12 protein-coding genes are annotated in these 16,071 nt (G+C 36.2%); all 12 read left to right on the top strand.

Going from position 1 to position 16,071, the window contains the following annotated elements; genetic code table 11:
• Positions 1 to 91: 91 nt before the first annotated feature.
• The 12 genes from KQI49_RS13510 to KQI49_RS13455 all read left to right on the top strand — a co-directional run bounded on the left by KQI49_RS13510 (position 92) and on the right by KQI49_RS13455 (position 16,062).
• Positions 92 to 1,522, top strand: coding sequence for a phospholipase D family protein (locus tag KQI49_RS13510; protein ID WP_216489687.1), 1,431 nt, complete (start codon positions 92 to 94; stop codon positions 1,520 to 1,522).
• Positions 1,523 to 1,597: 75 nt separating this feature from the next.
• Positions 1,598 to 1,954 (top strand): hypothetical protein, encoded by a 357-nt coding sequence (locus KQI49_RS13505; RefSeq protein ID WP_216489686.1) that lies wholly within the window; start codon positions 1,598 to 1,600, stop codon positions 1,952 to 1,954.
• A 231-nt stretch (positions 1,955 to 2,185) separates the two neighbouring features.
• Positions 2,186 to 3,301, top strand: a complete 1,116-nt coding sequence (ftsW, locus tag KQI49_RS13500; protein WP_216489738.1) for a putative lipid II flippase FtsW — start codon at positions 2,186 to 2,188, stop codon at positions 3,299 to 3,301.
• A 93-nt stretch (positions 3,302 to 3,394) separates the two neighbouring features.
• Complete coding sequence (gene rodA, locus KQI49_RS13495; protein ID WP_216489685.1) at positions 3,395 to 4,558, top strand: rod shape-determining protein RodA; 1,164 nt, start codon at positions 3,395 to 3,397, stop codon at positions 4,556 to 4,558.
• Positions 4,559 to 4,922: 364 nt separating this feature from the next.
• On the top strand, positions 4,923 to 5,396 hold the full coding sequence (locus KQI49_RS13490) for a flavodoxin (protein WP_216489684.1): 474 nt from the start codon (positions 4,923 to 4,925) through the stop codon (positions 5,394 to 5,396).
• Between the two features lie 186 nt (positions 5,397 to 5,582).
• Positions 5,583 to 6,473: an N-acetylmuramic acid 6-phosphate etherase gene (murQ, locus tag KQI49_RS13485; RefSeq protein WP_216489683.1), complete on the top strand. Its 891-nt coding sequence runs from the start codon at positions 5,583 to 5,585 to the stop codon at positions 6,471 to 6,473.
• 15 nt (positions 6,474 to 6,488) lie between these two features.
• Positions 6,489 to 7,868 carry a PTS transporter subunit EIIC gene (locus KQI49_RS13480; RefSeq protein WP_216489682.1) on the top strand — a complete coding sequence of 460 codons (1,380 nt, stop codon included), beginning with the start codon at positions 6,489 to 6,491 and terminating at the stop codon, positions 7,866 to 7,868.
• 192 nt (positions 7,869 to 8,060) lie between these two features.
• Positions 8,061 to 9,134 (top strand): DUF871 domain-containing protein, encoded by a 1,074-nt coding sequence (locus KQI49_RS13475; RefSeq protein ID WP_371817573.1) that lies wholly within the window; start codon positions 8,061 to 8,063, stop codon positions 9,132 to 9,134.
• A 317-nt stretch (positions 9,135 to 9,451) separates the two neighbouring features.
• Positions 9,452 to 11,077: a zinc ribbon domain-containing protein gene (locus tag KQI49_RS13470; protein ID WP_216489680.1), complete on the top strand. Its 1,626-nt coding sequence runs from the start codon at positions 9,452 to 9,454 to the stop codon at positions 11,075 to 11,077.
• A gap of 739 nt (positions 11,078 to 11,816) precedes the next feature.
• Positions 11,817 to 12,812: a TAXI family TRAP transporter solute-binding subunit gene (locus KQI49_RS13465; protein WP_216489679.1), complete on the top strand. Its 996-nt coding sequence runs from the start codon at positions 11,817 to 11,819 to the stop codon at positions 12,810 to 12,812.
• Between the two features lie 184 nt (positions 12,813 to 12,996).
• Positions 12,997 to 14,976 (top strand): TRAP transporter permease, encoded by a 1,980-nt coding sequence (locus KQI49_RS13460; RefSeq protein WP_216489678.1) that lies wholly within the window; start codon positions 12,997 to 12,999, stop codon positions 14,974 to 14,976.
• 246 nt (positions 14,977 to 15,222) lie between these two features.
• Positions 15,223 to 16,062, top strand: a complete 840-nt coding sequence (locus KQI49_RS13455; RefSeq protein WP_371817572.1) for an STAS domain-containing protein — start codon at positions 15,223 to 15,225, stop codon at positions 16,060 to 16,062.
• The last annotated feature ends 9 nt before the right edge of the window (positions 16,063 to 16,071 follow it).

Below are 16,071 nucleotides of genomic sequence, written 5' to 3'. Positions count from 1 at the left end.
TACATAATCATTGGTCGGATTTTTTATCTACTGTTATTGTTTCACTTTTAGGACGTAGGGAATGAGTTCTTAAAAAAGCAGGAGACCAAACATGTTACGTCATATATTTAGAAGAAAATCAATTTGGATTTTAACAGTTCTTATTTTAATTCTTACTGGCATTATTATATTTAATAAAACGAAACAACTTCCGGACGGGACATCTTTTGAAGGAGATGTTCATTATATAGATGAGGTAGAATTTTTGTCGGATCTGACATACCAAAAACCTGATGGAGAAATGACTGCGGAACAGGAAATCTTTAAAGAGATATTTAATGTGATTTTAGAAGCGAAAGAATTTGTAGTTGTCGATATGTTTTTATTTAATGATTACACAGATCAAGATAGAAACTTTCCTGATTTAAGTGGGAGGTTGACACAGGCGTTAATCGAACAAAAGAAAAAACACCCTAATCTGCAAGTCGTTTTCATTACCGATCCTATTAATACGGGATATCATTCATATACAGAAAAGCATATTGAAAAACTGAAAAATAATGATATTGAAGTTGTGATGTCAAATCTTAGTGAATTACGAGATTCAAATACATTTTATTCGGCTGGATGGCGCCTGTTATTTCAAGCTTTTGGCCAAAAAGGAAAAGGATGGCTGCCAAACGCACTAGCAGAGGAAGCGCCCAAGATGACAGCTCGATCTTATCTTGAATTATTTAACGTCAAAGCGAACCATAGAAAAGCAGTCGCAACTGAAAAAAATGCCATCATATCGTCTGCAAACCCTCATAATGAGAGCGGATTCGCATCCAATATTGCTTTTAAAGTCTCAGGAGATATCATTCATGATATCGTTGACGCTGAACAAGCTGTCATTAATTACTCAGAAGGAAAGACGATTATAGACCACGCTGAAAAAGTTCAACAAACAGAGGGCAATATAGCCGTGCAATATTTAACAGAAGGAAAGATTTTAAAACATATCTTGCAAGAAATAAAGCAGGCAGATGCCGGGGACATGATTTGGCTCGGCATGTTTTATATAGCTGATCGAGACGTTATTGAAGCGCTACACGATGCATCGGACCGTGGGGCTAAAGTCCAGATGATATTAGATCCCAACAAAGTTGCTTTTGGAAATCAAAAAGCAGGTCTGCCCAACATACCTGTGGCTGCGGGAATGGCGAACAATGAAGACTTATCAATTCGTTGGTACGAAACTGACAAAGACCAATATCATACTAAATTACTTTATATCAAAAAAGAAAATGAAGGTGTTCTTATTGGTGGTTCTGCCAATCATACAACACGAAACCTAGATGATTTGAACTTAGAAAACAATATTAAAATCACTTCATCAATAGAGTCGCAAGTTATGAAAGATGTAGATCAATATTTTGAACGTCTTTGGAATAATGAAGATGGTCTATTTACCTCAAGCTATAAAACAAATGAGGATTCACTCACTCCTTTGTTGAGAACTACTTATTGGGTTCAAAAGGTAAGTGGTTTGACAACGTATTAGAAGAGTCAAAGGTGTTTATGTCCCATAGATTTTGGGAACAGTATGAACAACACTCTTTAAAAAGGAGATGTCTTAATGACGAAGCGACTTGAAGTATATTTCAAAAATGAAAATGATGCAGAATCAGCAAGTTTAAAATTGAAGACGCTCAGAGTGAGCAATAACTTCATTGATGAAATGCCAAGTGAGAAAGAAGAAAGGTATTATGTTCCATTTGCGACAGTTAATTCAAGTTCAAGCGGTACGCCGGGCATGATTAATCCTGCATATGTAGCTGAGGCTTCATCGGAACGAAATCAGTTAGACGAAACAGAAAATCCTTACAACGAAAAGGTAACTCATATGCTGCAGGTGGATGTAGTTGATGAAGACTACGAGAAAGCCGTTAATATATTAAATGAATTTGACTGCTTTACAAGAGTTGAACGCTAACGATACTTTCTATCGTTAGCTTTTTGTTATTATAAGCTAACACTGAGCATTACATATTTAAGATGAAAATTTAATTTAATCGGACAGTTGAATTTCTATTATTAATCATAGAAAAATGTTTTAAAACATGGTAAAGTTTATATATTAAGCGAATATCAACCATTGAGGAATAGTCTATCTTTGGCAGGCTTAAAAGATTATATTCAAACAAGAGAAAAAGATGGTGTTGATATGAAGAAACTTCGCAGTATATGGGATTTTGATTTAATTATTCTTTTAGTGCTTATTAGCCTTTTTGGCTTAATGATGGTATATAGCTCAAGTTTTACATTTTCTATATTAGAATACGGGAATGCAACTCACTTTTTTAAAAAACAATTAACATGGATAATAGTAGGCTTCGTCTTATTCATGATAGCAAGTTTCTTTCCTTATAAATTATATGGTAAGTATGTAGCATATATGGTTTTCATCTCAATTATATTATTGCTACTGGTCTTAATTCCAGGAGTTGGGGTAGAGAGGAACTTTGCAACAAGATGGTTGAAGCTGGGCCCATTATTGTTCCAGCCTTCTGAAATCGCCAAACTTGTCATGATTGTTTATTTTGCCAAGGTGTATACAAATAAACGAGATAAAATCCACGACTTTCGTCATGGATTAATGCCGCCACTCATTATGTTGGGGATTGTGTTTATTTTGATTACTCAGCAGCCGGATCTTGGAACGGCTCTTTCCTTAATCGTAGCATGTGGCGCTATATTATTAATCTCCGGGGCAAGATGGTATCATTTAACAGGGCTACTCACAATAGCAGTGTCAGGTGTTCTGATTCTAGCTTTAACCGTTGATTATCGTATGGATCGGATTATCTCGTTTACGAACCCATTTGCTGATCCAGCAGGAGAAGGCTTTCAGTTGATTAATTCATATATTGCTATCTCAAGTGGTGGATTTACTGGTTTAGGACTTGGCAATAGTGTGCAAAAGTTAGGTTATCTGCCAGAGGCCCACACTGATTTTATTATGGCTATTATAGTTGAAGAACTTGGTGTTTTTGGTGTGATTGCAGTTATTGGTTTCTATGTGTTGCTTTTGTTGAAAGGATTTTCGATATTTAAAAAAACACCCGATTATTTTGCAAAACTCTTAACTTTTGGTTTGATTATCCTTATTTCGTTCCAAGCTGTTTTAAACCTGGCTTCCGTATCAGGTCTGATGCCTATCACAGGAATTCCTTTACCATTTATTAGTTATGGTGGAACTTCCATTCTAGTGATGTTTATATCCATGGGGATACTTAACAATATATCTATGCATGCAAATAATTATCACTTGAAAAAATAAGTTAATAGAAGTTATTGTAAATCAATGGAATAGGTTTGTTTTAGATTTTATATTATATCAAGTGATTTGCTTGATGACAGAGGTATCAAGAATATGAAAAATAGTATTCAAAAAACATTAGATAAATTGGACTATGTGTTAATCTCTATAGTTATTTTGTTGTTTATTATTGGTTTATTTTCGATTTATAGTGCAGCTGGTCAATACAACGAAGACCCCACCCATTACTTGACCCGCCAAGCTGTTTGGTTTGTTGTCGGATTAGTTGCCATTGTCTTCATCCTTGCACTCGAATATGAGCATTATCGTTCACTAGCTATACCTTTATATGTACTTGGTGTTTTGTCTTTGCTCTATGTTCATTTTTTTGGAGTCATGGAAAAAGGGTCTCAGAGATGGATTAATATTGCGGGGATAAAACTACAACCATCAGAATTTGTAAAAATAATATTGATTATTATGTTGGCAACAGCGATTTATAGGATTACTGAGAAAGCAAAAACAAATCGGGGAAAAAATATTAAAATTTTATTAAGCATAAGCTTATTAGGTTTAATTCCGCTTTATTTGATTTACTCACAGCCTGATCTAGGGACATCCTTAGCTGTTGCAGCAACCATGGGGACCGTTCTTTTTATTTCAGGGATTTCAGTTTGGTACATTATTATCATCTTTTCAGTTGTATTATTATTTGTATTGTTGCTCGGTTATTTATTTGTCTATCAAATAGACATCTTTAATCTACTTTTTAAGTCCCACCAATTAGACAGAATTTATGGTTGGCTTCAACCTGATATGTATTCGGGTTCGTTTGGATATCAATTAAGTGGAGCACGAATGGGAATAGGGTCGGGCCGCTTGTTTGGTAGTGGCTTTATGGATGGCGCCATGTCACAAAGTGGAAGGGTCCCTGAAATTCATACTGACTTTATTTTCACAGTAATCGGAGAAGAATTTGGCTTTATTGGGGCTGCCACAGTACTAATCTTATTCTTCATGTTGATCTATCGTATGATTATTATTGCTATAAATTGTCGTGATATTTTTGGTACTGTCTTAGTTACAGGTGTCATTGGCTTGCTTACGTTTCAGATATTCCAAAATATTGGTATGACGATTGGTCTTATGCCAATCACAGGTATTACTTTACCGTTTATCAGTTATGGGGGTAGTTCACTCTTAACGAATATGATAGCGATAGGTCTGGTTCTCAATGTTCATGTTAATACAAGGCAATATATGTTTGATAATGATTAGATGGAAAAAATCTAGAAAGAAGACAGATTGTGAACTATTAAAAATGAATATATCTTTTCTCATTCGCTAGGAAAAAACATTTCGCTTTTCGCAGGGGAGAAGAATTGTAGTTGATTCTTCTTAGCTGTAGCCCCTTTGTGCATATGGGGTCTCACCTATGCTCATTTTCCTGCTGGAGTCTCCACATACGCTCAAAGTAATCGAACAATGATAGTTAACGTTAACTCATTGTTCGATTTTTGATTTAGTAAATACTAACCAACCGGCTGAGCATGTAATACTCTAAACTTAACACTTGAAAATGAGAATCATTATCAATTATACTAAAGACAGCAATAAAGAATCGTGAGTGGAGGCGATTTGAATGAGCAGAGTTTTAGTGGTGTATGCAAGTCAAACAGGGAACACAGAACTAATGGCTGAAGCAATGGTAGATTACCTTAAAGCAGAGTCCTGTGATGTTATTATTAAGACATTTGATTTCGATTGGGTTGAGCCGGAAGAATTATTAGAGTATGATGCCGTGTTAATCGGAACTCATACATGGGATGATGGAGCGATGCCTTATGAAGTGGAAGACTTTTATGAAGAGGTAGAAGAGGTGGATATATCAGGCCGCCTGTTTGGTGTATTCGGTTCTGGTGACTCTTTTTATGATATATTCGGCGGAGCAATTGACTTAGTTGCCGATCGTTTAGAAGACTTAGATGCTAACGTGCTTCCGGAACGCTTAAAAGCAGATTTAGAACCTGACAAAGAAGATATAGAGCGCTGTAGGGCTTTTGCTAAAGAGCTTTGTGATAAGTTACAGTCTGCATCGATTTTAGAAAAAATATAAATAGTCATATACTCAGGGACCAAGCGACATATGCTTGGTCTTATTTATTTTATTTGTGCATAAAATATGTAGTGTAAACCTTTCTAAATAAACTAAAATTAATAATTAAATAATATAAAGATATATTGACTTTTTATTTCATCATGATTTAAACTAGAGGTAGATTCAGAGATTGGAGATGATATGATGCTAGAAAAATTGACAACAGAAGCACGTAATTCAACAACAATGCATTTGGATGAGTTGTCCACGATGGAGATTCTCAATAAAATGAACGAGGAAGATGTAAGCGTTTCAAAAGTTATTGAAAATCAACTACTCGAAATAGATAAAGCTGTTAATTTTGCTATAGAATCTTTTAATCAAGGTGGGAGACTTATATATATAGGAGCTGGCACGAGTGGAAGATTGGGAATATTAGATGCAGTAGAATGTGTTCCGACTTTTGGTTCGCCGAAAGACATGGTTCAAGGTATTATTGCTGGTGGATTGAAAGCGTTTACTGAGGCTGTTGAAGGGGCAGAAGATAATATAGATGACGGTAGACGAGATCTGGAAGATATTGGAGCTAATGAAAAAGATACAGTTATTGGTATTGCTGCAAGTGGACGAACGCCATACGTGATCGGTGCGCTTGATTATGCCAAAAAAGTAAACTCGAGAACTGTCAGTATATCATGTAATAAGGGGGCGAAAATGAGTCAGCATGCAGAGGTTGCTATTGAGCTGGAGACAGGACCTGAAGTTTTGACCGGTTCAACAAGATTAAAAGCGGGATCAGCACAAAAAATGGTTTTAAATATGATTTCTACTACTGCGATGATTGGGATTGGAAAAGTATATGAAAACTTGATGGTAGATTTAAAACCAACGAATCAAAAGTTAGAAGAGCGTTCAAAGCGAATTATTATGGAAGCAACAGACGTTGAATTTGACACGGCTAGTCGATTTTATAACATGTCTGGCCATAAAGTTAAAGTAGCTATAATTATGATTTTATTAGATTGTTCAAAAGAAGAAGCTTTGAAAAGAATAGACAAGGCAAATGGCTTTGTACGCTCAGCTTTATCAAACTAAAGGGGGTTTATTAAAATGAGCAAGCAACAAAAAATGGCTGAAGAAATTCTAGCCGCATTAGGTGGGGAAGGTAATCTAAAAAGAATTGGTCATTGTATGACACGGCTAAGAGTTTTATTAAAGGATGACACAAAGGCTGACTTTGATCAATTAAAGCAAGTTGAAGGTGTGATGGGTGTTGTTCCTGATGAAACAATCCAAATTGTGATTGGGCCGGGAACGGTGAATCGCGTAGCTGAAGAAATGAGTCAAATGACAGGGCTTGGTGTTGGTGAAGACTCTGAGCCAGAAACAGATGATTTAACATTTGAAGAAAAAGCGGCAATTAAACGAGAAAATATTAAGCAAAAGAATCGGACTCCTTTTAAAAACTTTTTACGTAAAATCGGTAATATTTTCATCCCGTTAATTCCAGGTCTTGTGGCTTCAGGAATTATTAATGGGGCAGCGAATTTTCTAAAAAACGCTGAAATTGGTGAAGGAACAACATGGATGGCTATTCTTCTAGTTTTAGGTGGAAGTATCTTCACGTTTTTAGCTATTCTTGTTGGTTGGAATACGGCAAAAGAATTTGGAGGCACTCCTGTCCTTGGTGCCATTGCCGGTATGATATTATTTAACCCAGCACTTGCAGATATTACTCTTTATGGTGAGGAACTCGTTGTTGGTCGTGGTGGATTATTTGGTGTTATTTTTGCAGCATGGTTAATGGCCTTCGTTGAAAAGCACATAAGAAAAGTGATACCAGCAGCTGTTGATATTATTTTTACTCCATTAATTACAGTATTAGTTGTAGGTATTGTTTCCTTATACGCCGTTATGCCTGTTGCTGGATTATTAGCAGACGGCATTACAACAGGATTAACTTCACTCATTGAAGTTGGTGGTGTTGTGGCAGGAGCTGTCTTAGCGGGATTCTTCTTACCACTGGTTATGGTAGGATTGCATCATGGTTTAACGCCAATTCACTTAGAGTTAATTGACGTATACGGCGGAACTGCTTTATTAACAATTCTGGCTATGGCTGGCGCTGGTCAAGTGGGGGCAGCAATTGCCATTTATGTTAAAACAAAGAATAGTCGTCTTAAAAATATTATAAAAGGTAGTTTACCTGTTGGTTTTCTTGGAATCGGTGAACCACTTTTATACGGGGTTACACTTCCGCTAGGACGTCCATTTATAACGGCGTGTCTTGGTGCAGCTGTAGGTGGAGCGTTCCAAGCTGTGATGGCGACAGCTGCAGCAGGAATTGGTGTTTCCGGTTTATCACTCATTCCGTTAATCACTGATGGTAAGTACTTCAGCTATTTCATAGGTTTGGTTATATCTTATGGATTCGGATTCTTATTCACTTATTTATTCGGGTTCAAAGAAGAAATGGCGGATGGTATTTAAGTCTTTTAAATGTAATGGATAAGAGGTTGGGACATAACTAAGTGTTGGTTATTAAACGCGAACAATTTTAAGTGAGCGTTATTCGCTTCGGAAAAATATACGTCCGCTTTTACTTTAACTAAAATACTTATGTTCCAGCTTCTTTTTTTTATAGAAAAAATAAATTCTAGAAAATATATAAATGTTAAGCAGGTGATTGAATTGTTAGGTATCTCTATTTATCTATCACAAACGATTGAACAACAAAAAGCCTATATTAAAATGATGCGTGAGCATGGTTTTACATCTATTTTCACCTCCCTCCATATTCCGGAAGATGATCATTCAAACTATGGCGATCAACTCAAAAAGCTAGCTAATCTTGCAAAAGAACTGGATATGGAATTGATGGCTGATATTTCTCCAGATTCATTAAAGACATTAGGCTATAATTGGAAAAACGCAGAAGGCTTACGAGATATAGGCTTGACAGGACTTCGGATTGATTATGGTGTCGATGAACAAACTATCATAGATTTATCTAAAAAGATGAAAATAGCCATAAATGCCAGCACAATTCCTTTTGACTCTCTAAAGCGAATGAAAAAAAATGGTCTCGTTGTTGAATCAGTGGAAGCGTGGCATAATTTTTATCCACGACCTGAGACTGGATTGGGGTTGACACATTTTATTGAGCAAAACAAAAAGCTAAAAGCGGAAGGGATAACGGTAATGGCATTTATCCCAGGGGATGAATCATTACGTGGGCCACTTTTCATGAAGTTACCAACATTGGAAAAACATCGTCACGAATCACCATTTGCTGCCTTTTTGGAAATGAGACATGATGCATTTGTAGATAAGATTTTAATCGGAGATCACAGCATTCGTTCTGAGTCGCTTGCTCAGTTTAAAGATTATAAGCAGGGAGTCATAACTTTAAGGGCTATTCCTAGTCGACATATTAGCCAATCTGTTGATAAAGTAGCCGGGATTCACACCAATCGTGCAGACTTTGCAAGAGATTGTATTCGTTCAGTTGAATCAAGACATTATGCAGCTATTGGAGAAGATGGATTACAACCAGAGAATTGTGTCGAACGTTTAGTTGGCAGCATTACCATTGATAATACCAAGTATTTAAGATACCAAGGTGAAATCCAAATAACCGTTAACGACTTGCCAGCTGATGAAAAGGTTAATGTACTTGGTAGAGTTATTGATGCAGATCGTCCACTTCTTAATAGGATTAAAGGGAATAAAAGATTTAAAATTGAATGGATATAGTAAGAGAGGCTCTCAGTAGAGGGCTTTTTTTATAATGGAATTTTCGTTTCGTTTACGTATATGTCTTATTGACTATCGATTGACGTTGTGAGGGTAGGTCTTATTAATCATTTTCGTAATACTACTTAACATTTGTAAAATACCTGTAATATTTGTTGTATGATGTATTTTAATGTCGATATATTAGCACAAGCTATTTCTCTGCCATGGCGCATATTCATCTTAAGAATCTAATAGATAAGTAATATGAAAACTTATTTGAGTTACATATTCATAGGGGAGTGAAAAGTAGCTGATAAAGTAAAAGGGGGAGTTTAATGGAATTTTGTAAATACTGTGGGGAAGAGGTAAAAGAAGGCATTAAATTTTGCAATCATTGCGGAAAACAACTAAGAGAATCAAAAACTGATGATAAGTCAAATCCTAATCCCACAGATACACAATTAAATAAGGATCTAAATCAGGAAAAGACAGAAAATGAAGAAGAGGTTAGCGTGTCTAAAGATGAAGTCACTTCAAAATCAGAGATTTCAGCAACGTCGGGAGCTGACTCGCTAGATGAGGCGCAAACAGGAAATAAACAACCAGTGCAATCAAAAGGTGTGCTGCAAAAGAATGTACTTATTTTTTCGGGGCTTGGTATTATTGTACTACTTATTATTGGTTTTGTAATATTAAATAAAATGAATTCACCCTCTCATTTAGTTAAGGAATTTGAACAGGCCATTAACGACGAAGATAGCGAAAAGCTAATCTCAATACTATCTACTGATGAAGAAAAATTAGATATTAATGAAGAAACGATGAATTCTTTTATAAAGTTATATGGCTCTAATAAAAGTGATTTGAGAAATATGGTAGCTCAGTTGGAGAGTCAAGCAGAAGGTCATGGAACAGGATATAGCATTTATCCAATCGAATTAATTAAAGATGGTAAGAAACTCTTATTTATTGATGATTATAAACTCAATTTGCTTCCCGTTTATATTAACGTTTCTACGACTTACGAAAACACAGAGATTTTTGTAAATGGAGACAAATTGGCTACTGCTGATGAGGAGTATTTTAGTGATGAAGTTGGTCCCCTCACACCTGGGATACACACAGTAAAGGCTGTTTACGACACTGGTTTCTTTCATTTAGACAAAGAAGCGGAAGTGGAAGCTTCTGATCCAGGGGTGGCGAGTTTAGTTGATCTTCATCTCGAAGGAGATAATGTGTCTTTTGATCTACTTACAAATAATTACGATCAATTGAGTTCGATCAAATTATATATAAATGGAAAAGAAACCGATTATGATTTAACGGAAGATAGTCGGGTAGGACCGTTGCTTATAGATGGAACGATGAATGCTTCCTTCGAGGCTGAGTTTCCTTGGGGAACTATGAAAACTGATGATGTTCCAATTGAAGATTCCTATATTGACTTTAATTTTGGAGATAATGAAGATTTTAGACAAGAAATAATGGATATTATCATTACATTTAATGAAGAATTTTTAGAAACATACACAACTGGCTCCGAAGATGTGTTTACCACAACCACAATACCTTTGCAGGAGGTCATCTTAGAAGAAGCAGAATTTAATAAAGAGCAAGATATCGTGTTTAAAGGTGCTTTCCACGGGATTGATTTCTATCAAGATTCTTTCGACCTAAAAATGTCATATGATGAATTTTGGGAAATTAACGTTGACACAATAACTTATACTGAAGAAGATATGTTTTTAGCTGGAGATAAAGAAAACTTGCAAGAAACAGAGGAAGAAATTAGATATGAAATGGTTTTTGATCCACAGTTGGAAGAATGGGTAGTTGCAAATTTAGGCTATGCAGGTTCCATGGATGAAGATAAAATGGAACGCTACAAGGTAGATGATCCAGTTATGCATACATCTGAATGGGATAAAAAGAAGAAAAAAGGTAAGAAAGATAAAGATTAATAGACTAATCTAAATGAGCTTAAAAATGTTTTTATAGTTAAGGAAACAATAACATTAAGTCTCCTTTATCTCGTCAGGCCTTCTCCAACTTGTACGTTGCTATCGGGCGTTTGCACTTTTGTTCGTCCAGCGCAATCGTCCAGCAACTATCAAGTTTCGAATGCCTTCCTACGATAAGTCGACTTTGAATCGCTTCGCTCTTCAAGTCTCCTTTATCTCGTCAGGCCTTCTCCAACTTGTACGTTGCTAATCGGGCGTTTGCACTTTTGTTCGTCCAGCGTAAGCGCTCAGCCACTCGAGGTCTTAAACAGTAAATTTACGTGACAAAACCCGCCACTACGTTTTCCTTCTTAAGTTGTCCTGTGCCTGAGGATAAAGCGCTTTCGCTTATGTAATAATATCCGAACCAATTCGAAACTGAACGTTATTCGAGTTGTGTTCGGATTTTTTATTATGTAAGAATATTATATTCTATAGAAAACAACAATAAGAGTGTTAATCAGCAACAGGATATTGATGTATTTCGACATAAATATGACAAAAAAGAAATATAATGTTATATTTCATAAAGTCATAAGTTTTAAAATAGCTTCCTACCTAGCAGTAAATTAAAAATTATCTGAAAACATAAGATGGACTGTTGCTAAATCTTCAAAATAAAGTATAATTATATTAACTGCACCCATTCTTTAGATGGAAGCGCTAGCAAAGAGATAAAAATTATATAGGGGGAAATAACATGGTTAAAAAAAGATTGATAGTTTTTTCATCAATTCTGCTGAGTATGTTACTTTTACTTTCAGCGTGTGGCGGCGATAAAGTAGGCATAGCAATCGGACCACCAGCAAGTGGAACAAACACTTTATCTAAGTATATCTTTGAAGCTTATGATATTGGTGACGACGATTATAAAGAATATCAAGAAGGCTTCGGTGACGCTGCGGACGGTATTCAAGATGGAAACATCGACATGTCTCTTGGTATTTTAGGTCTACCAGCTGGAAGCATTGAAAGCTTACAGGCATCAGTAGGTGACGTAAAAATGATGGAGTTTTCCGATGATGCGATTGATTACATCGAGGAACATGCAGGTTATGAGCGTTATACTATTCCAGCAGACACATATGAGTTTTTAGATGAAGATGTAGAAACAGTAGCAGCCTATGCAGTTCTTGTTGGGAACACAGATACAATTAGCGAGGAACTAGGATATGAACTTGCTAAACTTATGGTTGAAAATGCAGATGAAAACACACATGCTCAAGCTGAGCATATGACACTGGAAAACGCGCTTAACGGAGCAGAAGGAATTCCAATCCACCCAGGTGCAGCTAAATATTATGAAGAACAAGGTTTAGATTTTGATAATCCAATTGCTGAAGTAGATGTATCAGAAGACAAATCTGAATTGGTTTTAGGAACTGGAAGTCAAGGTGGTACGTACTACCCTCTTGGCGGAGAAATGGCTAACGTTTGGAATAATCACTTAGACAATGTTAGCGTAACCAACACTGAAACTGGAGCTTCTGTTGAGAACTTAGCAACAATCCGTGATGGCGATATGGATCTAGGTATGGCTGTTCATGTACCAACACTCGAAGCTATCAATGGAGAAGGTGACTTTGAAGATGGAGAAGTAACTAACGTTGCCTTTATTGGACATATTTACCCAGAGGTTGTCCAACTTATTACACGGGAAAAGGCAGATATTGATAGTTTAGATGATATTAAGTAAAAATAGATAAGCAGTTATAGTTAATAAGAAGAGGTTGGGACATAATTTTAAATACGAACTTTTTTGCAACTTTAGTGAATATATTTCTGAAGCGATTGATAAGCAAAATATAGTTCGAATTTTCCTGTAAAAATACTAATGTCTCAGCCTCTTCTATATTCATTAATGAGAGGATGGTGGTCAGATGAAAAAAGATCATCATAAACAGCAAGACGAGGCACAAGAAATTCTAGAAAAGTACGATAGAGAAAATCAATTTCGTGTAAATATAGGTAAATGGGGTTGGATTGTAGCTTTCCTTGGTATTTACCTAACACTCTTCCACTTATATACAGGGTTTTTTGGTACATTACCATCCCAAAAACAGGGAGCAATCCATCTTGGGACAGCAATAGGTATGATGTTCTTACTTTTCCCGGCAAAAAAAGGATTGCATCGAAAGCAAAAATCAGTTCCTTGGTATGATGTTGTATTGGCCTTCATAGCCATGTATGTTACGTACCATAAAGTATTCTTTTATGAAGAAATCATTCGAAGCAGAATTTCTGGGTATGACACAGTTGAGGTGATCATTTCTGTTTTAGGAATTTTGCTTGTACTTGAAGCAACAAGGCGTACAGTCGGCCTTCCTATTGTTATTGTAGCGAGTATTACACTTCTATATGCTTTATTTGGTAAGTATATTCCGACACAAATTCTGTCGCATCCAGGCTTTTCTGTAAAGCGGCTTGCACCAAATCTTTGGTTCCAAGAAAGTGGGGTATTTGGTACGCCCATCCAAATTTCCGCTAAGTTCATATTCCTCTTTCTATTTTTTGGTGTCGTCCTTGTGCATACGAAAATCGGACAATTTTTTAATGACTTAGCTTTTGCTCTTACAGGTCGTTATACAGGTGGTACCGCAAAAGCAGCTGTATCCGCAAGTGCACTCCAAGGAATGGTGTCAGGGAGCTCAGTTGGTAACACAGTAGCGTCCGGATCATTTACCATTCCAATGATGAAAAAAGCAGGGTTTAAACCAGAATTTGCTGCAGCTACAGAAGCATCTGCTTCTACAGGTGGACAGATTATGCCACCATTAATGGGTGCTGCTGCTTTTATTATGATGGAATATCTTGGTGTTCCATATTCAACGATTATGCTGGCTGCATTAGTCCCAGCCATACTGTATTTCACTGGAATTTTTATCGGTACACATTTTGAAGCAAAAAAATTAGGGATTTTAGGTTTACCTAAAGCCCAACTACCTAGTTTTAAAAAGTTAATGATTAAAAATGGATTTATGTTACTGCCATTAGTAATTATTGTTGGAACAATTGTTATCGGATTCACACCACAGCGTGCTGCATTAATGGGTATTGCTGCTGCTTTTCTAGTAAGTTTAGTTAGAAAAGAAACTCGCATGTCCCTACGTGAAACAATTAATGTATTAGAGCAAGGAGCGAGGGTAGCACTTCCAGTCATCGCAGCTGTTGCAACTGCAGGAATTATTGCAGGTGTTGTAAGTATAACTGGTCTAGGCGCAAAATTTGCTACAGGTATTATTGCTCTATCATCGGGAATTCTTCCGTTAGCACTATTCTTCACAATGATTGCTTGTATTGTGCTTGGTATGGGACTCCCTACAACGGCAAACTATGTTGTCACTGCTACAGTCGCTGCGCCGGCTTTAATTAATGAGTTTGGTCTAGAGCCAATTGCAGTTCATATGTTTGTTTTCTATTTTGGAATTGTAGCGGATATTACTCCACCGGTATGCTTGGCAGCATATGCCGGAGCTGGAATAGCTCGTGCAAATCCGTTCAAAACAGGCGTCAATGCTGTAAAATTAGCAATTGCAGCATTTATTATACCGTATATATTTATCTATAGTCCTATTTTAGTAGGTGTAGATATTACTGTAGTGAATCTCATCATAGTTATTGCTACTGCTCTTCTTGGTATGGCAGCAGTGAGCAGTTCGATGATTGGATACTTTATCCGAAACTCGAAACTTTGGGAACGGGGAGCGCTGTTAGTAGGTGGCTTATTAATGATCACTCCAGGTTTATATACAAACCTTATTGGTTTAGGAATAATTATGTTAGTATGGTTAGTACAAAAACAACGGAAGGATGACGGAGGAGATATAGGACAACGACCCACTCCCCAGATGCAAGTTTAGTAGAGAGGTTTCATAGGTTAAGCTATAGGGTAAACTATTATAATACCTTAGCTTAACCTTTTATATTGGTCATGAAAACAATTAACTTGAAGACCCAATAATAACCGATAGCCAAATCCCATTAATTACATTGCAGGCTATCGCTTTTTATGGAGATTAAATTTTGATGTCATTTATTATAAGTTATTATAATGTATTCATCTAAATTACTATTAATAAAAAAGCTAAGAACATTGTATTTAAAGGGTGGTAACATTGAAAAACAGATTTAAGCAAGCAGACAATATGCACGACTTTTTTACTGCTAATAAAAAGCAGTTTAAGGAAGCACTTCTTAAAAAAGCAGTGAATGTTAGAGATAAAATAGAAGAAATACATATGATAGGTAATATTAATCTTATTGAGAACGCCGTCAAATTAATTCACTATGTTATGGAAGAAGATGAAGATAGTGTAAAAACCTTTGCACATCAGGAGGGAATTGCTTGGGCGAAACAATCTTTAACTCTCTCATTTAAGTTGGAGTGGATTCAAGCAATCCGTCGTACCTTATGGAACTTTTTAGAGCAATACGATGGCATGAATGATATAGAAAGAACGAGCACAGAGTTTTATAATATGGAAAAATCGAACAACGATATGATTGATCAATTTTTAAATAGTTTCTTTTTAAGTTATTCAGAGTATAAAGATAAACTGATTGAAGAGACAAAAACTTTGGTGGACAAGTTAAGTGTACCGATTATTCCGATAAACTCTTCCGTTAGCATTGTCCCTCTCACAGGAACGATTGATATGTATCGTGCCTCTATTATTGAAGAAAAGATTTTGGTTGGTATTGGCGATCAGCGGATTGAAACATTGATTATTGATTTATCCGGTGTTGCTAAAATAGAACAAAATGCAGTCGGACAATTTCTGAAACTGATTGACGGGATAAGTATGATGGGAGCAAAAACAGTCACAACTGGAATTAGGCCTAAAATTGTTCATATCTTGATTGAAGCAGGCATTCAATTTGAAGGAGACACACAACCAATGGCTAATTTGCAGCAAGCGTTAAAAGCTCATATTCACTATAATTAGTCTAACAAC

The organism is Virgibacillus sp. MSJ-26, assembly GCF_018918075.1.
Classification (GTDB): domain Bacteria; phylum Bacillota; class Bacilli; order Bacillales; family Amphibacillaceae; genus MSJ-26.
Note: the sequence above shows the minus strand (reverse complement) of the source record. Positions and strands in the feature narration are given on the sequence as shown.

Bases quoted from the DNA above. Each gene is read 5' to 3' on its own strand.
- KQI49_RS13470 (WP_216489680.1), top strand. From the start codon at position 9,452: ATGGAATTTTGTAAATACTGTGGGGAAGAGGTAAAAGAAGGCATTAAA.
- KQI49_RS13465 (WP_216489679.1), top strand. From the start codon at position 11,817: ATGGTTAAAAAAAGATTGATAGTTTTTTCATCAATTCTGCTGAGTATG.
- KQI49_RS13490 (WP_216489684.1), top strand. From the start codon at position 4,923: ATGAGCAGAGTTTTAGTGGTGTATGCAAGTCAAACAGGGAACACAGAA.
- KQI49_RS13505 (WP_216489686.1), top strand. From the start codon at position 1,598: ATGACGAAGCGACTTGAAGTATATTTCAAAAATGAAAATGATGCAGAA.
- KQI49_RS13510 (WP_216489687.1), top strand. From the start codon at position 92: ATGTTACGTCATATATTTAGAAGAAAATCAATTTGGATTTTAACAGTT.
- KQI49_RS13480 (WP_216489682.1), top strand. From the start codon at position 6,489: ATGAGCAAGCAACAAAAAATGGCTGAAGAAATTCTAGCCGCATTAGGT.
- rodA (WP_216489685.1), top strand. From the start codon at position 3,395: ATGAAAAATAGTATTCAAAAAACATTAGATAAATTGGACTATGTGTTA.
- murQ (WP_216489683.1), top strand. From the start codon at position 5,583: ATGCTAGAAAAATTGACAACAGAAGCACGTAATTCAACAACAATGCAT.
- ftsW (WP_216489738.1), top strand. From the start codon at position 2,186: ATGAAGAAACTTCGCAGTATATGGGATTTTGATTTAATTATTCTTTTA.
- KQI49_RS13460 (WP_216489678.1), top strand. From the start codon at position 12,997: ATGAAAAAAGATCATCATAAACAGCAAGACGAGGCACAAGAAATTCTA.